Annotated in this window: 22 protein-coding genes; 5 read left to right on the top strand and 17 right to left on the bottom strand. The window is 69.7% G+C overall.

The features are described 5' to 3' along the window. Window positions 1–25: 25 nt before the first annotated feature. From WBA97_RS16650 to WBA97_RS16635, 4 genes are all read right to left on the bottom strand, one after another. Complete coding sequence (locus tag WBA97_RS16650; protein WP_424231732.1) at window positions 26–292, bottom strand: hypothetical protein; 267 nt, start codon at window positions 290–292, stop codon at window positions 26–28. A gap of 94 nt (window positions 293–386) precedes the next feature. Beyond that, window positions 387–1544, bottom strand: coding sequence for a cystathionine gamma-synthase (locus WBA97_RS16645; RefSeq protein WP_424231731.1), 1158 nt, complete (start codon window positions 1542–1544; stop codon window positions 387–389). A 192-nt stretch (window positions 1545–1736) separates the two neighbouring features. Then, window positions 1737–2996, bottom strand: coding sequence for a hypothetical protein (locus WBA97_RS16640; RefSeq protein WP_424231730.1), 1260 nt, complete (start codon window positions 2994–2996; stop codon window positions 1737–1739). A gap of 111 nt (window positions 2997–3107) precedes the next feature. Beyond that, complete coding sequence (locus tag WBA97_RS16635) at window positions 3108–4484, bottom strand: cystathionine beta-synthase (RefSeq protein WP_424231729.1); 1377 nt, start codon at window positions 4482–4484, stop codon at window positions 3108–3110. A 194-nt stretch (window positions 4485–4678) separates the two neighbouring features. Here WBA97_RS16635 and WBA97_RS16630 point away from each other — a divergent pair, with 194 nt between their 5' ends. Continuing rightward, window positions 4679–5512 carry an SGNH/GDSL hydrolase family protein gene (locus WBA97_RS16630; RefSeq protein ID WP_424231728.1) on the top strand — a complete coding sequence of 278 codons (834 nt, stop codon included), beginning with the start codon at window positions 4679–4681 and terminating at the stop codon, window positions 5510–5512. A gap of 26 nt (window positions 5513–5538) precedes the next feature. Beyond that, a complete protein-coding gene (locus WBA97_RS16625) occupies window positions 5539–6759 on the top strand; it encodes an acetyl-CoA C-acetyltransferase (protein WP_424231727.1) in 1221 nt (406 codons plus the stop codon). On the opposite strand, the gene WBA97_RS16620 is transcribed toward WBA97_RS16625, so the two are convergent. The 3 genes from WBA97_RS16620 to WBA97_RS16610 all read right to left on the bottom strand — a co-directional run bounded on the left by WBA97_RS16620 (window position 6756) and on the right by WBA97_RS16610 (window position 8885). Continuing rightward, complete coding sequence (locus tag WBA97_RS16620) at window positions 6756–6929, bottom strand: hypothetical protein (RefSeq protein ID WP_424231726.1); 174 nt, start codon at window positions 6927–6929, stop codon at window positions 6756–6758. The genes WBA97_RS16625 and WBA97_RS16620 overlap by 4 nt on opposite strands. A gap of 67 nt (window positions 6930–6996) precedes the next feature. Continuing rightward, window positions 6997–7593, bottom strand: coding sequence for a histidine phosphatase family protein (locus tag WBA97_RS16615; protein WP_424231725.1), 597 nt, complete (start codon window positions 7591–7593; stop codon window positions 6997–6999). Then, window positions 7590–8885, bottom strand: a complete 1296-nt coding sequence (locus tag WBA97_RS16610) for a geranylgeranyl reductase family protein (protein WP_424231724.1) — start codon at window positions 8883–8885, stop codon at window positions 7590–7592. Before WBA97_RS16610 ends, WBA97_RS16615 begins: the two co-directional genes overlap by 4 nt. 140 nt (window positions 8886–9025) lie before the next feature. On the opposite strand from WBA97_RS16610, the gene WBA97_RS16605 reads away from it, so the two are divergent. Further along, on the top strand, window positions 9026–9718 hold the full coding sequence (locus tag WBA97_RS16605; protein WP_424231723.1) for a DUF4328 domain-containing protein: 693 nt from the start codon (window positions 9026–9028) through the stop codon (window positions 9716–9718). A 68-nt stretch (window positions 9719–9786) separates the two neighbouring features. Here the strand turns inward: WBA97_RS16605 and WBA97_RS16600 are convergent, their stop codons facing one another. The 8 genes from WBA97_RS16600 to WBA97_RS16565 all read right to left on the bottom strand — a co-directional run bounded on the left by WBA97_RS16600 (window position 9787) and on the right by WBA97_RS16565 (window position 16007). Then, window positions 9787–10470 (bottom strand): demethylmenaquinone methyltransferase, encoded by a 684-nt coding sequence (locus WBA97_RS16600; protein ID WP_424231722.1) that lies wholly within the window; start codon window positions 10468–10470, stop codon window positions 9787–9789. 9 nt (window positions 10471–10479) lie between these two features. After that, window positions 10480–11610, bottom strand: coding sequence for a glycosyltransferase family 4 protein (locus tag WBA97_RS16595; RefSeq protein ID WP_424231721.1), 1131 nt, complete (start codon window positions 11608–11610; stop codon window positions 10480–10482). Window positions 11611–11684: 74 nt separating this feature from the next. Continuing rightward, window positions 11685–12740 (bottom strand): 1,2-phenylacetyl-CoA epoxidase subunit PaaE, encoded by a 1056-nt coding sequence (paaE, locus tag WBA97_RS16590; protein ID WP_424231720.1) that lies wholly within the window; start codon window positions 12738–12740, stop codon window positions 11685–11687. Continuing rightward, entirely contained in the window at window positions 12741–13250 is a 510-nt protein-coding gene (gene paaD / locus WBA97_RS16585) for a 1,2-phenylacetyl-CoA epoxidase subunit PaaD (RefSeq protein ID WP_424231733.1), read from the bottom strand. It lies immediately after the preceding gene. Window positions 13251–13356: 106 nt separating this feature from the next. After that, entirely contained in the window at window positions 13357–14250 is an 894-nt protein-coding gene (gene paaC, locus WBA97_RS16580) for a 1,2-phenylacetyl-CoA epoxidase subunit PaaC (RefSeq protein ID WP_424231719.1), read from the bottom strand. Between the two features lie 73 nt (window positions 14251–14323). Next, a complete protein-coding gene (paaB, locus tag WBA97_RS16575; protein WP_424231718.1) occupies window positions 14324–14611 on the bottom strand; it encodes a 1,2-phenylacetyl-CoA epoxidase subunit PaaB in 288 nt (95 codons plus the stop codon). Next, a complete protein-coding gene (paaA, locus tag WBA97_RS16570; protein WP_424231717.1) occupies window positions 14608–15537 on the bottom strand; it encodes a 1,2-phenylacetyl-CoA epoxidase subunit PaaA in 930 nt (309 codons plus the stop codon). Before paaA ends, paaB begins: the two co-directional genes overlap by 4 nt. 41 nt (window positions 15538–15578) lie before the next feature. Next, complete coding sequence (locus WBA97_RS16565; RefSeq protein ID WP_424231716.1) at window positions 15579–16007, bottom strand: hypothetical protein; 429 nt, start codon at window positions 16005–16007, stop codon at window positions 15579–15581. Between the two features lie 362 nt (window positions 16008–16369). Between WBA97_RS16565 and WBA97_RS16560 the strand changes: the two genes are divergently transcribed. Both WBA97_RS16560 and add read left to right on the top strand, forming a co-directional pair. Further along, entirely contained in the window at window positions 16370–18751 is a 2382-nt protein-coding gene (locus tag WBA97_RS16560) for an immune inhibitor A domain-containing protein (RefSeq protein WP_424231715.1), read from the top strand. A 247-nt stretch (window positions 18752–18998) separates the two neighbouring features. Further along, window positions 18999–19973: an adenosine deaminase gene (add, locus tag WBA97_RS16555; RefSeq protein ID WP_424231714.1), complete on the top strand. Its 975-nt coding sequence runs from the start codon at window positions 18999–19001 to the stop codon at window positions 19971–19973. Between the two features lie 44 nt (window positions 19974–20017). On the opposite strand, the gene WBA97_RS16550 is transcribed toward add, so the two are convergent. Continuing rightward, the gene (locus WBA97_RS16550; RefSeq protein WP_424231713.1) at window positions 20018–20854 is read right to left on the bottom strand and encodes an aldo/keto reductase; all 837 of its coding nucleotides are present in this window, start codon (window positions 20852–20854) and stop codon (window positions 20018–20020) included. Next, window positions 20851–21027 (bottom strand): DUF397 domain-containing protein, encoded by a 177-nt coding sequence (locus WBA97_RS16545; protein ID WP_424231712.1) that lies wholly within the window; start codon window positions 21025–21027, stop codon window positions 20851–20853. The genes WBA97_RS16550 and WBA97_RS16545 overlap by 4 nt, the downstream gene beginning before the upstream one ends. Window positions 21028–21245 lie beyond the last annotated feature (218 nt).

Genomic DNA, 21245 nt, shown 5'->3' with positions numbered 1-21245 from the left:
GTTCAGGCCACCGCCACTGTGCGTTCTAAGGGGCCTGCTCGACCCGGCCGAGGTTGTTCAGCTCCGGGGGGACCTCGCGGTCGTCGGCCGTGTCCGGGGCGGGCGGGAGCTGCTCAGGGTCGACGCAGCTGCCGACCAGCTCCACCTGTCCGTCGTCGTGCTGGATGTAGTGGCCCGGGTCCTGGCAGCCCGCCTGTTGCACGGTGAACACCGCGACCCCGGCCAGCGCGACAGCGGCCAGCGTCGCCCCCGCCAACGGAAGCGCACCCGCGACCCGTGCCCCGACCGCCATGCTCGTCTCCTGCGTCCGCGATCCCAGCCATCTTGTTGCAATCGAGAATACCCGGCGATCGAACAGAGTGTCGGCCGATGTGCGGATCGACCCGTCAGTCGAGGGCTTGCAGCAGGTCCTGGACCAGGTCAGTGGCCTCTTCGATGCCGACGGAGAGGCGCAGCAGGTCGTTCGGCACCTGCAGCGGCGAGCCGACCGTGCTGGCGTGCGTCATCTTGCCGGGGTGCTCGATCAGCGACTCCACACCGCCGAGCGACTCGCCGAGGATGAACAGCTTCGTGCGGGCCGCGACCGCCAGCGCCGCCTCCTCCCCGCCGGTGACCTCGAACGACACCATGCCGCCGAACCGGCGCATCTGCTTCGCGGCGATCTCGTGGCCGGGGTGGTCGGCGAGGCCCGGGTAGTAGACCTTCGTGACCTTCCGGTGCCCGAGCAGCGCCTCGACGACCCGCTCCGCGTTGTCGCTGTGCCGCTCCATCCGCAGGCCAAGGGTCTTCGCGCCACGCATCGTGAGGAACGCGTCGAACGGGCCCGGCACCGCGCCGACCGTGTTGCGCAGGAAGGCGAACTGCTCCTGCAGGGTGTCATCGGAGGTGATGAGCGCACCGCCGACGACGTCGGAGTGCCCGCCGAGGTACTTGGTGGTGGAGTGCAGCACGACGTCGGCGCCGAGGCCGAGCGGCGACTGCAGGTACGGGGTGGCGAACGTGTTGTCCACGACCAGCCGCGCACCCGCGCCTGCCGCGACCTGCGCCAGCGCGGCGATGTCGGCGATGCCCAGCAGCGGGTTGGTGGGCGTCTCGGTCCAGATGACCTTGGTGTTGGGGCGGACCGCGTTGCGCGCGGCCTCGACGTCCGCGAGGTCCACGGTCGTGTACTCGACGCCCCAGAGCGCCATGACCTTGTCGAGGAGGCGGAACGTGCCGCCGTACGCGTCGCCGCCGAGGATCACGTGGTCGCCCGGCCGGGTGATGGCGCGCAGAGCGATGTCCGCGGCGGCCATGCCGGAGCCGAACGCGAGCCCGTGTCTGCCACCCTCGAGCGAGGCCAGTGCCTCCTCGAGAGCGGTGCGGGTGGGGTTCGCGGTACGCGAGTACTCGTAGCCACCCTCGCGCAGCCCGCCGACGCCGTCCTGGGCGAAGGTGGACGTCGCGTAGATCGGGACGATGACCGAACCGGTCCGCGGATCAGGCCGCTGACCAGCGTGGATAGCGCGCGTATCGAATCCCCATCGACTCGTGTCCTCTGCCATGCCGCAAGACTACGACGCCATGGTCACCCGCCCAGCATCTGGGACTGGAACACTGTTGGGGGAATACGCGCCAGCGCTGCTGATACGCGTTGTAGTTGTTCGGCGAGGACCGCCCAGCCGGTCGAGTGATGGGGCACCACGAACGAAAACGCCGGTCGGCCCGAGGGCCGACCGGCGTTCGTTCGCTTCACGTCACCACTGCGGGGGCTGACCACCCTGCGGAGGCTGGCCGTAACCACCCTGCTGCGGCGGCGGCTGCTGCCCGAAGCCCTGCTGCGGCGGCTGGCCAAAGCCCTGCTGGGGCTGGCCGAAACCCTGCTGCGGCGGCTGGCCGAAGCCGCCACCGGGCGGCGGACCGAAGCCCCCGCCGCCACCGGGGCCACCCAGCGCCGACCCGGAACCGAGGAAATGCTTGGTCTGCGGGAAGAAACCCAGCGCACCGGCAGCGCCGACCACGATGCCCGCGATGAGGGCGAAGACCGTCCCGCCCGGCATCTCGACCGCGGCAGCGCCGTCGATGCCGCCGAAGAGGACCATCTGGAAGATCGCGAAGACCACCATCACGCCACCGCTCACCGCGAGGACGAGCGGCGCCAGCTTGTGCTTCAGGTACACCAGGACGCCCCCGCCGATCGCGCCGAGGGCACCGAGCAGCATCGCGATCGAGGTGAGCCACAACATGCCCGGCGAAGGCAGGCCGAACTCGTCCGCCGCCTCCTCGGGGATGGTGTCGTACAGGTCGCCGTAGTCGCCGAGGTCACCGAAGTCGGTGAGGGCGAGGATCGCGACGATCAGGCCGAAGACCGCGGCGATGCCCGCGATCCCCCAGGAGATCAGCTGCGTGTTCTGGCCCTGGCCGCCGAACGACGGGCCGTGGCCCAGCCCCTGCTGCTGCGCGAACCCGCCCTGCGGCGGGTAGCCGGGCGGCGGCTGCTGACCTGGGAACCCTTGCTGCTGACCGAATCCCTGCGGCTGCTGCCCATAACCCGGCGGCGGCTGCTGGCCGGGGAAGCCCTGCTGCTGGCCGTACCCGGGCGGAGGCTGCTGGCCGGGGAACCCCCCGGGCGGCGAGGCGTCCGCACCGGGCGGCGGGGCGTACGGCGGCTGCTGGGGAGGAAGGGACCCCGGCGGCACCATCTGCGTCGCGTCCGGCATCTGACCAGGCTGCGCCTGCTGCCCGAAGGTGTTGGGGGACACGACCTGCGTCGCACCCGAGTCACCCTGGTCGCCGGGCAGCGGCTGGCCGGGCTGGATGTGCTGCGTGCGCTCCACACCGTCAGCGCCGGTCTGGCCGCCGGGAGGCGGCAACGGCTGACCAGGCTGAATCGCCTGCGTCGGGCCCGCGTTTGTCAGGGCCGGGTTCTGGCCGGAGTCCTGTGACTCCCCACCCTCCCCCTGCTGCGGTGGCTGGCCGCCCTGCCACGGTTGGTTCGGCGGCTGCGGAGCGCTCATCGGGTACAACCCCTCTTCACTTCAACTTCACATCAACCGGATGTCGACTTGCGTGCGCGCCAACGCTAGTGCATGGTCCGAGGCTTTGCCTGTAACGCCCCGGAAGCCGCGCTAGCGGCCCGCCAGGAAGCCCAGCAGGTCCTGCCTGGTCACCACCCCGGCCGGTTTGCCGTCCACGAGCACCAGCGCGCCGTCGGCCGCCGACAACGCACCCATGGCCGAGCTGACCTGCTCACCTGCACCAATGGTAGGCAGCGGCGGCGACATGTGCAGGTCGAGCCGGTCCGCGAGCGCCGCCTTGCCGGTGAACAGCGCGTCGAGGAGGTCGCGCTCGTTGACGGCGCCGACGACCTCGGCCGCCATCACCGGTGGCTCGGCGTTCACGACCGGCATCTGGGACACACCGAACTCGCGCAGGATCGTCACCGCGTCCGCCACGGTCTCGGTCGGGTGAACGTGCACGAGGTCCGGCATGACGCCGCCGGTTCCCTTGCGCCGCAGCACGTCGCCGACGGTCGCGCCGGAGTGCTCCGGCGGCAGGAAGCCATAGGAGGCCATCCAATCGTCGTTGAAGACCTTCGACAGGTAGCCCCGGCCGCCGTCGGGCAGCAGCACGACCACCACGTCATCGGGGCCGAGCCGCTTGGCGAGCTTGACCGCGGCGGCGGCCGCCATGCCACACGAGCCGCCGACCAGCAGGCCCTCCTCGCGGGCGAGGCGGCGGGTGACCTCGAACGACTCGCTGTCGGAGATCGCGATGATCTCGTCGGCGATGTCGCGGTCGTAGGTGGTGGGCCAGAAGTCCTCACCGACACCCTCGACCAGGTACGGGCGGCCGGTGCCGCCGGAGTACACCGAGCCCTCAGGGTCCGCGCCGATGACCTTGACGCGGCCCTCCGAGATCTCCTTGAGGTAGCGGCCGGTGCCGGAGATCGTGCCGCCGGTGCCGACACCGGCGACGAAGTGCGTGATCCTGCCCTCGGTCTGCCGCCAGAGCTCGGGACCGGTCTGCAGGTAGTGGCTCTGCGGGTTCTCCGGGTTGGAGTACTGGTCGGGCTTCCAGGCGCCCTCGATCTCATTCACGAGCCGGTCGGACACGTTGTAGTAGGAGTTGGGGTGCTCCGGCGCGACAGCGGTCGGGCACACCACGACCTCCGCGCCGTAGGCCTTGAGCGTGTTCCGCTTGTCCTCGGACACCTTGTCCGGGCACACGAACACACACTTGTAGCCCTTGCGCTGCGCAACCATGGCGAGACCGACACCGGTGTTGCCGGAGGTCGGCTCGACGATCGTGCCGCCGGGCTTCAGCTCGCCGGACTTCTCGGCGGCCTCGATCATCCGCACCGCGATGCGGTCCTTGACGCTGCCTCCGGGGTTGAAGTACTCGATTTTCGCGAGCACTGTCGCCGACACCCCCTCCGCCAGCGAACCCAGCTTGACCAGGGGCGTGTTGCCCACCAGATCGGTCACGTGCTCGACGTACTCCACCTGCGCTCCTCGTGAGAACTTGTTGCCCGGCAGCGAGCCTAGCTCGCATTACCACGGGTGCATCCGTTCACCTAGGGGAATCAAGTCTCCTTCCAGTTACACCCGAGTGACCGGGCACACACTCGAGAAGGACCGAGCGATATACCACGCAGAAGTGGTTACGGGCTGCGACACTGGTAGTTGGGAGGACGGCGATGGCTTTAGCGCGAGCACTCAAGACGCTGATCTTCGCCGCCGGGTCGATCGGCGGACTGTCAGGCGCGGCATACGGCCTGCTCACGGGCCAGTCCAGGCGTGCGCGGACGATCATCGGCATGCTGGTGAACCTGCCGCTGAACGCGGACGGCCGGTACCTCTCGGACGGCACCGGACCACTCGCTCCGGCAAGCGGTGACGCTCTGTCATTCGCCGTGCTGGGTGACTCCCTGGCCGCCGGCCTCGGTGCGGAGTCGCCGGACCGGCTGCCCGGCGTCCGTCTCGCCAGGACGATGGCCGACGAGCTGGACCGGCCGGTGCGGCTGGTGACGCACGCGATCAGCGGCTCACGCACGGTGGAGCTGGAGCCGCAGGTGGACCGCGCGCTGATCGATCCGCCGGACCTGGCGCTGATCATCATCGGCGGCAACGACGTGACCACGCGGACCAGCATCGGCACGTCCGCCGAGCTGCTGGCCGGGCAGGTGGCGCGGCTGATGGCGGCGGGCACGACGGTGGTCGTCGGCACCTGCCCCGACCTGAGCATCATCCGGCCGATCCCGCAGCCGCTACGGACGATCGCGAGCCGCTACGGACTGTCACTGGCCCGTGCGCAGCGCCGCGAGCTGGACCGGATCGGCGCACGTGCGGTGTCGATCGCCGCACTGCTGTCACCGGAGTTCCTCGCCCGCCCGCACGACCTGTTCAGCGGGGACCGCTTCCATCCCAACGGCGCTGGCTACGAGCTCGCGGCGAACGTCCTGCTCGCCCCGTTGTGTGATGCTGTGCGGCAAGCACAAGGTGCCACCGGGGCAGGCCGCGTAGCCTCCTGAGTCAGGTACCTGACGAAGGAGTTGGCATGCCAGAGGCCGTCATCGTTTCCGCGGTCCGTTCGCCGATCGGGCGGGCCGGGAAAGGTTCCCTGATCGACATCCGGCCGGACGACCTGGCCGCGCAGATGGTCCGCGCGGCGCTGGACAAGGTCCCGGCCCTCGACCCGGCGGACATCGACGACCTGATGCTCGGCTGTGGCCTGCCGGGTGGCGAACAGGGTTTCAACATGGGCCGCGTGGTCGCGGTGCTGCTCGGCTACGACCAGCTGCCCGGCTGCACGGTGACGCGATACTGCGCGTCGAGCCTGCAGAGCACGCGGATGGCGTTCCACGCGATCAAGGCGGGCGAGGGTGACGTGTTCATCAGCGCCGGTGTGGAGACCGTGTCGCGGTTCGCGAAGGGCAGCTCGGACAGCTGGCCGGACACGCACAACCCGGTGTTCGGCGATGCGACCGCGCGCACCGCGACCGTCGCCGAGAAGGGTGCCGACGAGTGGCACGACCCTCGGCGCGGCGGTGACGTCCCGGACGTCTACATCGCGATGGGCCAGACCGCGGAGAACCTGGCGCTCTCGAAGGGCGTGACCCGCCAGGAGATGGACGAGTTCGGCGTCCGGTCGCAGAACCTCGCCGAGCAGGCCATCAAGGACGGTTTCTGGGCGCGGGAGATCACGCCGGTGACGTTGCCGGACGGCCGCGTCGTCGACACCGACGACGGCCCCCGGCCGGGTATCACCTACGAGAAGACCGCGACGCTGAAGCCGGTCTTCCGCCCGGACGGCCGCGTGACGGCGGGCAACTGCTGCCCGCTCAACGACGGCGCGGCGGCACTGGTGATCATGTCCGACACCAAGGCGGCGGAGCTGGGCCTCACGCCGCTGGCACGCATCGTGTCGACGGGTGTTTCCGGGCTGTCGCCGGAGATCATGGGCCTCGGGCCGGTCGAGGCGTCGACGCGCGCGCTCGCCAAGGCGGGCCTGACCATCGACGACATCGACCTCGTGGAGATCAACGAGGCGTTCGCGGCGCAGGTCATCCCGTCCTACCAGGACCTCGGCATCGACCTGGACAAGCTGAACGTCAACGGCGGCGCCATCGCGGTGGGGCACCCGTTCGGCATGACCGGCGCCCGCATCGCCACCACGCTGATCAACTCCCTGCAGTACCACGACAAGCAGTTCGGGCTCGAGACCATGTGCGTCGGCGGCGGCCAGGGCATGGCGATGGTGCTGGAGCGCCTCAACTAGATCGCGTAGGGCCAGGCGGTGAGCGCGTAGCCGCCGAACCACCCGGAAAGCAGCGCGGTGGCGGCCAGGACAGCAAGCACTGTGCTGGTCCGCCGCCGCGCCAGCCCGGCCGCGACGGGCAACATCAGAGTGCACGCATGCACGAGCAGGCGCATCTTCGAGTAAGTCACGCCGCTGGCTCCGGCCGTCATCACGACGAGCCCGATGCCGCAGGCGACGGGCGGCCACGGCGCCCGGTCACCACAGCTCGCTGCGCTCCGCCGGGAAACCGGTCCACCGCAACGAGTCCGGCAGATGTGACTGGTCGTTGAACGCCACCAGGTTCGGCGGCCAGCCCTGCCGGTACTGGATCACCGTCAGCGCCGCGTTCGCCGCGTTGATGCCGACCCACCGCGCGGCGGGCGCGCCAAGCGCGGCCCGCACGAACCAGGTCACGATCTGGCTGTGTGTGATCAGCAGGTCCGCCCTCGGCACCGGTGCGGTGAGCTCCGCCAGCGCGCGTTCCGCGAGTACGGGACCGGTCTCGTGCTGCAGCGTGGTGTAGGCCGCCACGTGCGTGAGCGCGACCGGCGCGAACTCCGGCGCCAGCTCACCCGCGGTCGGCGCGTACGGCAGGTAGTCCCCGACCAGCGGCGACACCGTGACCGGCACGTCCGGCAGCTCGGCCGACACCAGCGCGGCCGTCTCCGCGGCTCGCCGCACCGGGCTGTGGAACACACCGTCCAGCGGCAGCGACGCGACCCGCTTCGCCAGCAGCCGCGCCTGTTCCCGCCCGGCAGGGGTCAGCGCCGCCTCGGCGGCTTCACCGTGCCGGGCGAGGTAGAGGGTCCTCACGCGCTCGGCGCCATCCGGGTGGCAGCGGTGATCATGCGGTCGAACGCGTCGCCGTCCTTCGGGTCGTACAGGCCGGCGAGCAGCTTCAGCACGAGCTTCATGAGCGTCTGGCGCGGCAGCCCGTACTTGGTGGCGGTACGCATCACGAGCGGGTTGCCGATCAGCCGCGAGAAGATGTTGCCGAGCCGGTAGTAGCTGCCGAGCGCCTGCTTCATCGCGACCGGGTACCCGTGCAGCGCCTTCTCCCGCGCCGGGCCCTCCGCCCGCGCGAGTGCCTGCACGACGACCTCGGCCGCGATCTTCGCGGACTCCATGGCGTAGCCGATGCCCTCGCCGTTGAACGGGTTGACCATGCCGCCCGCGTCGCCGACGAGCAGCAGGCCGCGCGAGTAGTGCGGGGTGCGGTTGAACCCCATCGGCAGCGCGGCGCCGCCGATCTTGCCGATCGCGTTGTGCTCGCGGAAACCCCATTCCTCCGGGGTGCCGTCGAGCCACGAGCGCATGAGCTGGCGGTAGTCGGTCTTGCCGAACGCCTTGGAGGTGGACAGGATCCCGAGACCGACGTTCACGGTGCCGTCGCCCATGCCGAAGATCCAGCCGTAACCGGGCAGCAGCCGTGGGTCGTCCGCGTTGGACCGGTCCCACAGTTCCAGGTGCGACTCGAGAAAGTCGTCCTTGCTGCGCGGCGACGCGTAGTACCGGCGGACGGCGACGCCCATCGGCCTGTTCTCGACCTTCTCGATGCCGACGGACAGCGCGAGCCGCGCGGACACGCCGTCGCAGGCGAGGACGATCGGCGCACGGTAGGTGACGGGCGTGCGCTCCGGCCCGGCCTTCGCGGTGACGCCGACGACCCGGCCGTCGCGCTCGTCGGTGACGGCGCCGGTCACGTTGGTCTGCTCGAGCAGGCGGGCGCCCGCGCTCTGGGCGGTGCGGGCCAGCATCTCGTCGAAGTCCTGGCGCGGGCGGACCACGCCGTAGGGCGGGAAGGTCGCGAGGTCGGGCCAGTCCAGCTCGAGGGTGACGCCACCGCCGACGACGCGCAGGCCCTTGTTGTGCAGCCAGCCCGCCTCCTCGCGCGTGTCGATGCCGAGGTCGATGAGTTGTTTCACCCCGCGCGGGGTGAGGCCGTCGCCGCAGACCTTCTCCCGGGGGAACGTGCTCTTCTCGAGGAGCAGCACGTCGAGGCCCGCGCGGGCGAGGTAGGTCGCCGCTGTCGAGCCGGCCGGACCGGCACCGACCACGATGACGTCGGCGTCCTCGGCCGGCTTGCGTCGGCTGGGCGTTCCCATGACGGCTCCCTCGTGCTTGTGAAAACGTTCACGAACTCGGTGCATTTTATCCCGAGCGGAACAATCCCAGCGCCCCACCGAAACAGTCACCTGTCGGGAAACGATTTCAGAGTGTCACAACGCACACCTGGGGGGCGCATTTGACGAGCCATGACCCGAGGTCCCCAGCCAGGGCACCGGCTCTGATCGCCGTGCGGCCGACCGCGACAGTCGCGATCACGATGCTGTTCGCGAGCTGCGCGGCGAACCTGTTCGCGACGTGGACCGACTGGCACCGCTACCAGGTCGCGTCCGACTACGTCGCCGGTGAACCGGGGATCGGCGTCGCGGACCTGGTGGGCGCGGACAACGTGGCGATGGGTGCGGTGTGGCTGACGTTCCTCGCGCTGGCGGCGGCCGCGACGGTGTTCCTGACGTGGCTGTGGCGGGCACGGATGAACGCGGAACGCCTCTGCCCGGCCGAGCACCGCTGGTCACGCGGCTGGACGATCGGCGCCTGGTTCGTGCCGGTCGTGAACCTGTGGTTCCCGCGCCAGATCGTGGACGACATCTGGCGGGCCAGCAGGCCGGACGTGCCCGCCGACACGTACCGGGTCGACGGTCTCGAGCAGAGCCCGCTGGTGCGCGCGTGGTGGTACGCGATCCTCGCGAACGTGCTCGTGGTGCTCGCGCTGCGCATCGAGACCAGCGGCGAGGTGACGGTCGAGGTCCTGAGGTCGGCGGCGCTCTACGGCTCGGTCAGCACACTGCTGCTGGTGGTCGCCGCGATCTTCCTGACCCAGGTCATCCGCCAGATCACCAGATGGCAATCCTCTTCGCAGTACCCGCGCTGACCAGCGAGAACACTAGGGCCTGCCCGATGGATGGGTGAGACCAACACGTCTAAATTCGGGGAGGCGGACTATTTTACCGCCCTGTGCAGTGCCACCACGCCGAACGTCAGGTTGAGCCACTCCACCTCGTCCCAGCCCGCCTCCGCGATCAGCAGGGCCAGCTCGCGCTGGTCGTGCCAGTCACGCATGGACTCGGCGAGGTAGGTGTACGCGTCCTTGTTCGACGAGAACGGGCGCGTGATCCTCGGCAGCAGCCGCAGCACCACGTTGTAGTGCAGCCACCGGATCGGCCGGAACGGCGGCTGCGACACCTCGCAGATCACCAGTCGCCCGCCGGGCCGCACGACACGGCACATCTCGCGCAGCGCGGCGACCGTATCGGCCATGTTCCGCAGCCCGAAGGACACCGTGACCGCGTCGAACGAGCCGGTGGCGAACGGCAGGTGCAACGCGTCGGCCGCGACCTTGGGCACCTCGCGGTGCGCGCCGCCACGCAGCATGCCGAGCGAGAAGTCCGCCGCGACGCACCACGCGCCGGACTTCGCGTACTCGGTGGTCGACACCGCGGTGCCGGCCGCCAGGTCCAGGATTCGCTCGCCGGGACCCGCGTCCAGCACCCTTCTGGTCAGCCAGCGCCAGCGACGGTCGAACCCGAGCGTCATCACCGAGTTGGTCCGGTCGTAGCCCTCGGCCACTCCGTCGAACATCTCGGCCACGTCGCGGGGGTTCTTGTCCAGGCCGGCACGTGACATGCCCGAACCCTACGACACCCCCTGCGCCGCCAGCACGCTGGCGCTCACCTGCTCGTAGTGCCCCAGCAACTCGTCGCACACGGCCGCCCATGTCCTCGGCAGCACCGACTCCCTGGCCGCCACGCCGAGCCGTCTGCGCAACCCCCTTTCCCGCAACAGCTCCACATACGACCACAACTCACCGGCGAACCGGTGGTCGTCGTAGGGCTCCAGCAGGTAACCGGTGCGGTCGTGTGCCACGAGGTCACGCGGGCCGCCCGCGTCCGGCGCCAGCACCGGCAGACCGGAGGCGAGCGCCTCCTGTGCCGCCTGGCAGAACGTCTCGTACGGCCCGGTGTGGACGAACACGTCCAGCGACGCGTACGCGGTCGCGAGCTCCGTGCCGGTGCGGAAACCGAGGAACGCCGCGTCCGGCAGCAGCCGCCGCAGGTTCTCCTCCTCGGGACCGTCGCCGACGACCACGACCCGCACGCCAGGCAGCCCGTTCAGCGTCGCGAGCCGGTGCACCTGCTTCTCCGGCGCGAGCCTGCCGACGTAGCCGACGAGCAGCTCGTTGTTCGGCGCCAGCCTGGCTTTGAGCCGCAGGTCGGCGCGGTGCGGTGCGAACAGTTCGGTGTCGACGCCCCGCGCCCAGCGGTGCACACGCGGCACGCCGTGTTCGGTCAGCGCACGCACCGAAGCGTGCGACGGCGCCAGCGTGCGGTCGGCGCCGGCGTGCAGCTTGCGGATCCACCGCCACGCCGCCCGCGCGCCGTGCTTGAGGCCGTACGCGGCGGCGAACCCGGCGACGTCGGTCTGGTACACGGCGACGGTCGGCACGCCGAGGCGCCGGGCGGATCTCAGGCCTGCGGCACCGAGCACGAACGGCGACGCGAGGTGGACGATGTCGGGTTCGAACTCCGACAGCGCGGCATGCACCCTCGGCGACGGCACGCCGATCGGCAGCGAGCTGATGGCGGGCAGGTCGACCGCGCGGACGCGGTGGACCTCCGCGTGCCGGTACCGTTCCTGGCCCGGCCCCGGCGCCACGACCATGGCGTCGTGACCCCGCGGCAGCAGGTGCTCGACGACGCGGAGGACCGAGTTCGTCACGCCGTTGACCTGCGGTAGAAAGCTCTCCGTGACGATTGCTACGCGCACCGTCCGACTGTCGCAACCCGCGCTGCCGTGGGGAGAACGCGCACGTGTCGCCCCGGCGAACGTTGTGCCAAGAGTTATGCGTCGTAGTCGACGGTGACCTCGGCGGACAGCGGCAGCGCCTGGCAGGTGAGCACGAAACCCTCCGCGACCTCGTGTTCCTCGAGGGCGTAGTTGCGGCGCATCTCGACCTCGCCCTCGGTGACCCTGGCACGGCACGTGCCGCAGACGCCGCCCTTGCAGGCGAACGGCAGGTCGGCCCGCACTCGTTGAGCCGCGTCGAGGATCGGGGTCTCCGCGGACAGGTTCAGCGTGGTCTCGCGGCCGTCGAGCACGACGGTCACCACGGCGACCGGGCCTTCCACCGTCGACTCGTCGGCGCGCTTGGGCACGGGCGGCGGCTCGTCGACGTAGAACAGCTCGCGGTGGATCCGGTCGCGGGGGACGTCGTACGCGGTGAGCGCGACGTCCGCGTCCTGCAGCATGCCGAAGGGCCCGCACACCCACCAGTGGTCCACATCGGACGTCGGGACGACGGTGCCGAGCAGCGTGTGGAGGCGGTCCGCGTCGAGGCGACCGGAGAACAGCTCGACGTCGCGCGGCTCGCGGGAGAGGACGTGCACGAGCTGGAACCGTTGCGGGTAACGGTCTTTGAGGTCGGCGAGGTCGTCGGCGAACATCACGGTGTCGGTGCGGCGGTTGCCGTAGAGCAGGGTCACCTGCCCACCCGCCGCCAGCACGGTGTCCATGATGGACAGCGCCGGCGTGATGCCGGACCCCGCGACGATGAAGCCGTGATGCCCGTCCGTCTCGTCCGGCGTGAACTTCCCTTGCGGCGGAAGGACTTCGAGGGTGTCGCCTTGGGAGAGGCGGTCCACGAGCTGCTCGGAGAAGAGCCCGTTCTCGACGCGGCGGACACCGATGCGGGGCGCGGCGCCCGCAGGCGCGCAGATGGAGTAGGAGCGGCGTTCCTCTGCGCCGTCGACGTCCTGGCGGAGGGTGAGGTACTGGCCGGGCAGGAAGGCGAAGGCGTCCCTGAGGTGCGGCGGGACGTCGAAGGTGACGGCGACCGCGTCCGCACAGAGGCGGTCAACGCGCGCGACCGGCAGCTCGTGGAAGGCAGGGCGGGCCATTCAGATCTCCTTGACGTGCTCGAACGGCTCGCTGCAGTCCCGGCAGCGGCGGAGGGCCTTGCATGCGGTGGACGAGAAGCGGGACAGCTCGGTGGTGTTCCAGGATTCGCAACGGGGGCAGCGGACCCTGGACTTCGGCGGCACGAGGTTCAGCGTGACCGGCCCGGCCTTCCGTTGCGGCGGCGCGATGCCGTGCTCGACGAGCTTGCGGCGGCCGTCGTCGCTGATCCAGTCGGTGGTCCAGGCGGGGGTGAGCGCGGTGTGGATCTCGACGCGCTCGTAGCCCGCGGCGAGCAGCGCGCGGCGCAGGTCGGCACGCATCTCGTCGAGCGCGGGGCAGCCGGAGTAGGTGGGCGTGATGGTGACGGTCACGCGGCCGCCGTCCTCACGCACGTCGCGGAGCACGCCGAGGTCGGCGAGCGTGAGCACGGGCAGCTCGGGATCGAGCACCTGCTCGGCGATCGTCCTGGCTTGTCCACAGGTCGGTGAGTTGTCCACAGGCACGGCCATCAGCACCCCCACCGTCGGTGGGCACCGGTAGACTGGCATGGCGGGACGCCCCCGGGAACGGGTGGGGGTTGGCATCCGGCGGTTTCGGCGGTTTCAGGTCGGTGATTCACCATTTTGCTCCTGGCAGGGAGCGGGCCAGGTGCTGCATTTCCGCCAGCAGGTAGCCCATCGCCTCCGTGTGGACGCCGTCGCGGCCGGTCTTTCCCGCCACCGACGACATCGGCTGCGCGTCAGGGCGGTCCAGGGTCGAGGCAACGAAGACCTGGTCCAGCACCTCGTCGACCTCCGCTCGCACGTCCTCCGGCGGCACCGCGACGCCTGGCAGCGCCTTCTCCACCGCGTGCGTCGTGAACAGCTCGTCGACCAGCGGCCACACCAGCGCCAGCCCGGCGACCATCCGCTCCCGCGAGAACTCCGTCCCGCCCGCCAGCCGCAGCGTCCACTGCGCAGCGTGGTCCCGGTGGTACGCCAGCTCCTTGACGCCCTTCTCCGCGATCGCCGCCAGCACCGGGTCCTTCGACGACACCAGCCTGCCGAGCACCGCCAGCCGCCACGTCGAGAACACCAGCAGCCGCGCGATCGTCGCCGCGAAGTCGCCGCCGGGGCCGGGGCCGCAGTCGATCTCGACCAGCCGCACGTTGCGGAACTCGTGCTCGTCCCGCAGGTACGCGAGCGTGTCCTCGTCCCGCCCCGCGCCCTCGACCTCACCGGCACGCGTCAGCAGCAGCCGCGCCTGACCAAGCAGGTCCAGCGCGATGTTCGCCAGCGCGACGTCCTCCTCCAGCTCCGGCGCGCGCGAGCACCACTCCGCCAGCCGCTGCGAAAGGATCAACGCGTCGTCGGCCAGCATCAGGCAGTAGGCCGTCAGGTCCTCGGCGGACGCACCGGCGGGCACCGCCCTGTCCACCCCGGACAGCGGGTCGTCGAACCCCGTGCCGAACGCCCAGTGCTGGTCGTCGCCCGAGTCGGTGATGGCGTCGTACGCGTTGTCGAAACTCACGTCGGCCTCTCGCAGGCTCCGTGCCGCCGCTCGCGGTCGCCCTGTGTTGGATGGTTCACTCCGCAAGCTTCGTTCACAGGTGCGGCACGTCCTCGGGGATCGCGTAGAACGTCGGGTGCCGGTACACCTTGTCGCCGCTCGGCGCGAAGAACGCGTCCTTCTCGTCCGGCGACGACGCGGTGATCGACGCGGCGGGCACGACCCAGATCGACACGCCCTCGTTGCGCCGCGTGTACAGGTCACGGGCGTTGCGCAACGCCATCTCGGCGTCCGGCGCGTGCAGTGAGCCGACGTGCACGTGGTTCAGCCCGCGCTTGCTCCGCACGAACACCTCGTACAGCGGCCAAGCCGACCTGGTCATGCGACCTCCTCCGACGACGCGGCACGGGCGGCGTACGCGGTCGCGGCCTCCCGCACCCACTCGCCGTCCTCGTGCGCCTTGCGCCGATGCTCGACCCGCTGTCTGCTGGACGGCCCGTTCCCGTTCACGACGCGCCAGAACTCGTCCCAGTCGATCTCGCCGAAGTCGTGGTGGCCGCGGTCAGGGTTCCACCTCAGCGACGGGTCGGGCAGTGTCACGCCCAGCGACTCGGCCTGCGGAACGGACATGTCCACGAACTTCTGCCGCAGCTCGTCGTTGGTGTGCCGCTTGATCCGCCACGCCATCGACTGCGCCGTGTTCGACGACTCAGCGTCGGACGGGCCGAACATCATCAGCGACGGCCACCACCAGCGGTTCACCGAGTCCTGCACCATGCGCCGCTGCGCCTTGGTGCCACGCATCATCGTCATCAGCAGCTCGTAGCCCTGCCGCTGGTGGAACGACTCCTCCTTGCAGACGCGGATCATGGCGCGCGCGTACGGCCCGTACGACGTGCGGCACAGCGGCACCTGGTTGCAGATCGCGGCGCCGTCGACCAGCCAGCCGATCACGCCGACGTCCGCGAAGCTCAGCGTCGGGTAGTTGAAGATCGACGAGTACTTCTGGCGGCCCTCGACGAGCTTGGTCGTGAGGTCCTCGCGGTCGGCGCCGAGGGTCTCGGTCGCCGCGTACAGGTACAGGCCGTGTCCGGCCTCGTCCTGCACCTTCGCCAGGAGGATCGCCTTGCGGCGCAGTGACGGCGCGCGGCTGATCCAGTTGGCTTCCGGCTGCATGCCGATGATCTCGGAATGCGCGTGCTGGGCGATCTGGCGGATCAGCGTGCGCCGGTAACCGTCGGGCATCCAGTCCCTCGGTTCGACCCGCTGCTCGGCTTCCACCAGACGCGTGAAGTCGTCCTCACTCACGACCCGATGTTACACGTGGATGCGTTGGTTGAGGAGAAGTGTTACAAACGGCGGCGGAGCCACCACACCACCGGGATCAGCACCGCCCATACGACGAGCAGCGTGATGCAGACCGGCAGGAGCGTGACGACGGCACCACGGCCCGCGACACGGACCAGCTCGGGGTTCTCCTTGCTGAACTCGACCTCGACGACGTCGCCGACCTTCAGTCCGGACGGGTACAGCACGCCGACCTGCGGGATGTGCTCGGCGCCGTCGGAGGTGTAGAAGCGGACGAGGGTGCGGGAGAAGTCGTCCGAGACGACCTCCGCGTTCGCGACGCCGAGGTCGCCGTCGATCGAGATGTCCTCGGTCCACGCGGCGACCACGAGCACGACGCCAAGGAACGTGAGGATCCCGCCGAGCGCCAGCAGGCCGCGCGTCACCCACCGGCGCAGCAGCGGCTTCCGGCCGTCGGTCACCTGGGTCACGCCGCTGAGCCTAGTGCCCCGTCCAGGTGGATCGGGGTGGTTATCGGCGGATCCCGGTGTTCGCCGGCAAGGCGCCGGAAGGCCCTCGTACCGGGTTGTACTTGGGCCTTTCGGCAACGCGGCCAGCGGGCGGCGGGGCCGTCGAGAAGCGTGCCGATCCGCCTGGACGGGGCACTGGGCCGGGGCTTCACCCGATCGGCGGCACGGCGGCCGTGAGGGCCGTTCCCTTGGACCACCTGGACCGCCTGCTCCTTTTGGATTACTCCTTTCGTCGGGTCCGAAAGATATTCGCTGTACGTAATATCTCGCTTCGCGCGTGGTCAGTCCATCGGGTGGCCGGCGCAGAGCTGATGGAGGAAGCGTTGCAACGAAGAATTCTCGTCGGCCTGACGAGCGTCGCCATGGTGGCGGCCGGGCTGACGGCACTCGGACCGACCGCGCAAGCGGCGCCACCGACTGGAGACCAGGCGAACGCCGTCGCCGCGCCGGTGGACGACCTGCCAAGCCCCGCTGAGGAAAAGCGCCGCGCCCTGCGCCAGGAAGCGCTTTCCGACGTGCTCAGCGGTGAGAAGAAAGCCGAGAAACGCGGCTCCAGCACCGTCGTCAAGATGGGCGAGAAGCCCGCGGCGAAGACCAAGAACCGGTCGAAGAAGGGCAAAGTCGACCAGTACGTCGAGCTCGGCCGCGAGAAGACCGACAAAATCTTCGTCGTGCTCGCCGAGTTCGGCAACGAACGGCACCCGAACTACCCCGACCAGGACACCGACCCCAACACGGTCGGCCCGGTCAAGTTCGACGGCCCGCTGCACAACGAGATCCCCGAGCCGGACCGCTCGAAGGACAACTCGACGATCTGGCAGGCCGACTACGGCCGCGAGCATTTCCAGGAGCTGTACTTCTCGACCGACCCTGGCGTGGGCTCGGTCGCGAACTACTACGACAAGCAGTCCTCCGGCCGGTACTCCGTCGAGGGATACGTCACCGACTGGGTGAAGGTCCGCTACAACGAGGCCCGCTACGGCCGCTCCAACGGCTACCCGTGCACCGGCAACGTCTGCAGCAACTCCTACCAGCTCGTCGCCGACGGTGTGAACCAGTGGTACACCGACCAGATCGCCGCGGGCAAGACGGAGGCCGAGGTCAAGGCCCAGCTCGCCGAGTACGACGTGTGGGACCGCACCGACTACGACGGTGACGGCAACTTCGACGAGGCCGATGGCTACATCGACCACTTCCAGATCGTGCACGCGGGCGGCGACCAGGCCGACGGCGACCCGATCCAGGGTGAGGACGCGGTCTGGAGCCACCGCAGCTTCGCGTTCTCCAACACCACCTCCGGCCCGGACGGCAACCTCCAGGGCGGCTCCCAGGTCGGCACCACCGGCATCTGGGTCGGCGACTACACGGTGCAGCCGGAGAACGGCGGCATCGGTGTGTTCGCGCACGAGTACGGCCACGACCTCGGTCTGCCGGACCTGTACGACTTCTCCGGCAGCGGCGGCCAGAACCACGTGAACTGGTGGTCGCTGATGGCGCAGCAGCGCGTCTCCGGTCCCGGTGAGGTGCTTGGCTCGCGGGTCAACGACATGGACCCGTGGTCGAAGCTGCAGCTGGGCTGGCTGGACTACGAGGTCGCCGTGGCCGGTCAGTCGAAGACGCTCAACCTCGGGCCGCACGAGTACAACTCGGCCAAGCCGCAGGCTGCCGTCGTGGTGCTGCCGGACAAGCCGGTCGAGTTCGACTACGGCACGCCCGTCGCCGGTGAGAACCAGTGGTGGAGCAGCAAGGGCGACGACATCGACACCACGATGACGCGCACGGTCGACCTGACCGGCAAGACGAGCGCCGCGCTCGACCTGCAGGCCAGGTACGCCATCGAGGTGGACTTCGACTACCTGTACGTGCAGGCGTCGACCGACGAAGGCGCGACGTGGCAGACGCTCGACGGCACCGTGAACGGCCAGCCGTTCTCGCGTGACGCCGACAACCAGCCCGCGCTGACCGGCACGTCCGAGGGCGAGTGGGTCGACATGCACGTGCCGCTCGACTCGCTCGCGGGCCAGACGGCGCAGCTGCGGTTCCGGTACAAGACCGACGGTGCCGTGGCCGAGGACGGCTTCTTCGCCGACGAGATCGCGATCACCGCGGACGGTCAGCCGGTGTTCACCGACGGCGCCGAGGAAGGCGCCAACGGCTGGACGCTGGACGGCTTCCGCACCGCGCAGGCCACCGAGACGGTGATGTTCGACAACTTCTACATCGCGTCGAACCGCACCTACGAGTCGTACGACCAGTACATGAAGACCGGCCCGTACAACCTGGTCAACCCGGCCAACCCGGACTGGGTGGAGCACTTCCCGTACGAAACCGGTCTCGGCGTCTGGTACTGGGACACGTCCTACTCGGACAACAACACCAGCCAGCACCAGGGCAGTGGCCTCGTGTTGCCGGTCGACGCGCACCCCGCGCCGATCTACAACCTCGAGGGCCTGCCGTGGCGTGAGCGGGTCGCGGGTTACGACGCGCCGTTCTCGCTGAACAAGGCCTCGTCGTTCACACTGCACGTGAACGGCAAGCCGAGCTACATCCGCGGCCAGGCGGCGGTCCCGCTGTTCGACGACACCAAGAAGTACTGGTACGCCGAGCAGCCCAACGCGGGCGTGAACCTCCCGGCCACCGGGACGACCATCCGCGTCGTCTCGACGAGCGGCACGTCCATGAAGATCAGGATCGGCACGAAGTAGTCAGTCACGTCCACAACGGGCCCCGCACGGTTGCCGTGCGGGGCCCGTTGTCTGTCCACAGCCGTACCGGTTATCCACAGTCAAGATCGACATCCGTCCCCCTGTCGGTGGACGCCGGTAGACTGGCATGGCGGGACGCCCCCGGGAACGGGTGGGGGTTGGCATCCGGCGGTTTTGACGGTTCAGAGCCGCTACGGCCCACGATCGTGTGCATCCTCCAGCCGCTCCGCGCGCTTAGGCTCCCTCCATGGAGGACTTCATCCGGCGGATGCCGAAAAGTGAGCTGCACCTGCACATCGAGGGCACCTTGGAGCCCGGGTTGCGGGATCGGCTCGCCGCCCGCAACGGTGTCTCGCTGCCGGCGCGAGCCGCCTACGACTTCCACGACCTCACGTCGTTCCTCGTCGGCTACTACGAGGGCATGTCGGTGCTCGTGGATGAACCCGACTTCTACGAGCTGGCCTACGCCTACTTCGAGAAGGCGGCGTCCCAGGGCGTCGTGTACGCGGAGATCTTCTTCGACCCGCAGGGCCACACGTCGCGTGGTGTCCCGTTCGGCACGGTGATCCGCGGGCTGCGCCGCGCGCAGCTCGACGCCCGTCGCATCCTCGGCCTCCACTCACAGCTGATCATGTGTTTCCTGCGGGACTTCCAGGCCGAGTACGCGATGGCCACGCTCCTCGAATCGTTGCCGTACAAGGACTGGATCGTCGGCGTCGGGCTGGACTCCGACGAGCGCGGCAACCCGCCGTCGAAGTTCGCCGCCGTGTTCGCGCGGGCGCGGCGGGAGGGCTACCTGCTCACCATGCACTGCGACGTCGACCAGCAGAACTCGATCCAGCACATCCGGCAGGCGGTGGTGGACATCGGCGTCGACCGCGTCGACCACGGCGTCAACATCCTCGAGGACCCCGAGCTCGTGGCCGAGGTGAAGCGCAAGGGCATCGGCCTGACGATGTGCCCGGTGTCCAACCGGTTCGTCACCGACGGCACGAAGTCCGCAGAGCTCCGGCGCCTGCTCGACGATGGCGTGCGGGTGACCGTGAACTCCGACGACCCCGCCTACTTCGCCGCGTACGTGCTGGAGAACCTGATCACCGTGCAACGGGAGCTGGACCTGACGCGCGAGGAGATGGTCACGCTGCAACGCAACGCGATCGAGGCGTCGTGGGCACCGCCCGCCGTGCGGCAGGAGGTGCTCGACCGGCTCGCGGCGCTGTGACACCAGGCGATACCGCACCCAGCCGTTCGACGCGGCCGCTTGACCTATGCGGCCGCCGCGCGGTGCACCGCGTCGAGCCTGGCCAGCTCGTCGTCGGACAACCGCAGGTCACCCGCCGCGACGTTCTCCGCCAGGTGACCGGGATCCCCGGTGCCCGGGATGACGAGGACGTGCGGCCCCCGTGCGAGCGTCCAGGCGAGGCGGACCTGTGCGTCCGTGCCACCGCCACCGGCCTCGCGGGCGGCGCCGGCGATGGAGAAGTACGGCACGAACGCCACGCCTTGCTCGCCGCACAGACGGATGAACTCGTCCTGCTGTGCGCGGTAGCCAAGGCCGTAGGAGTTCTGCACGGCCACCACTGGCGCGACCGCCTGCGCCTCCGCGAGGCGGTCCGGCCCGACGGCGGAGATGCCAAGGTGCCGGATCAGCCCGGCCTCGCGCAGTTCGGCGAGTGCGGCGAACCGGTCCGTGATGTCGCCCGGCCCCTCGGCGCGGAGGTAGACCAGGTCGAGGTGGTCACGCCCGAGCTGACGCAGGTTCTCCTCGACCTGTCCACGCAGGTCACCGGGGCGTGCCGGTGGCCGCCATTCGCCGGACGGATCCCGGCTCGGCCCGACCTTGGTGGCGATCACCAGGTCGTCCGGGTAGGGCGACAACGCGGAGTTGATCAGCTCGTTGGCCGACCGCAGCGACGAGAAGTAGAACGCCGCGGTGTCGATGTGGTTGACCCCGAGCTCGACTGCCTTGCGTAACACGGTGATCGCCTGGTCCCGGTCGCGTGGCGGACTGCCTGGATCCAACGCGGCGCCGGTCTGCGGCAGCCGCATGGCCCCGAACCCGACGCGGTTGACGAGCCGGTCCCCGAGAAGCCAGGTGCTCATCGCGGCAGGAACGAGAGCCACGAGGACGCCGGGAACGCCAGCACGGGGCCCGCGGGGTCCTTCGAGTCCCTGACCATCGCGAGCACTCCCTCGATGGACGCGACCTCGACACACAGGCCGGAACTCCGGCTGCTCTTGCGCCACGCGAGCCGCAATGGGTCCGTTGCGATCATCTGGTGCTCCTCTGTCAGGTCCCGTTTCGCCCATGACACCTTAGTCCGCGACGACCTTTCCCAGGCCCGGCAACGGAGATCCCGCTGCTAATGTCCCGAACCGGAAATCTGGCACCTGATTCGGCGGCCCAGCTTCCTTCTGGCGGCGTTGCCGATCCACCCAAGTACAACCCGGTACGAGAGAGGATCGGCGCCTTGCCGGCAGAAACCTGGATCCA

It is taken from the genome of Actinophytocola sp., assembly GCF_049647105.1.
Lineage (GTDB): Bacteria > Actinomycetota > Actinomycetes > Mycobacteriales > Pseudonocardiaceae > Actinophytocola.
Note: the sequence above shows the minus strand (reverse complement) of the source record. Positions and strands in the feature narration are given on the sequence as shown.

Coding starts and splice junctions, on each gene's coding strand:
- WBA97_RS16625 (WP_424231727.1), top strand. CDS start 5,539: ATGCCAGAGGCCGTCATCGTTTCCGCGGTCCGTTCGCCGATCGGGCGG.
- paaD (WP_424231733.1), bottom strand. CDS start 13,250: ATGGCCGTGCCTGTGGACAACTCACCGACCTGTGGACAAGCCAGGACG.
- WBA97_RS16640 (WP_424231730.1), bottom strand. CDS start 2,996: ATGAGCGCTCCGCAGCCGCCGAACCAACCGTGGCAGGGCGGCCAGCCA.
- WBA97_RS16645 (WP_424231731.1), bottom strand. CDS start 1,544: ATGGCAGAGGACACGAGTCGATGGGGATTCGATACGCGCGCTATCCAC.
- paaE (WP_424231720.1), bottom strand. CDS start 12,740: ATGGCCCGCCCTGCCTTCCACGAGCTGCCGGTCGCGCGCGTTGACCGC.
- WBA97_RS16600 (WP_424231722.1), bottom strand. CDS start 10,470: ATGTCACGTGCCGGCCTGGACAAGAACCCCCGCGACGTGGCCGAGATG.
- WBA97_RS16550 (WP_424231713.1), bottom strand. CDS start 20,854: ATGAGCACCTGGCTTCTCGGGGACCGGCTCGTCAACCGCGTCGGGTTC.
- paaB (WP_424231718.1), bottom strand. CDS start 14,611: ATGACCAGGTCGGCTTGGCCGCTGTACGAGGTGTTCGTGCGGAGCAAG.
- WBA97_RS16650 (WP_424231732.1), bottom strand. CDS start 292: ATGGCGGTCGGGGCACGGGTCGCGGGTGCGCTTCCGTTGGCGGGGGCG.
- WBA97_RS16630 (WP_424231728.1), top strand. CDS start 4,679: ATGGCTTTAGCGCGAGCACTCAAGACGCTGATCTTCGCCGCCGGGTCG.
- WBA97_RS16545 (WP_424231712.1), bottom strand. CDS start 21,027: ATGATCGCAACGGACCCATTGCGGCTCGCGTGGCGCAAGAGCAGCCGG.
- WBA97_RS16610 (WP_424231724.1), bottom strand. CDS start 8,885: ATGGGAACGCCCAGCCGACGCAAGCCGGCCGAGGACGCCGACGTCATC.
- add (WP_424231714.1), top strand. CDS start 18,999: ATGGAGGACTTCATCCGGCGGATGCCGAAAAGTGAGCTGCACCTGCAC.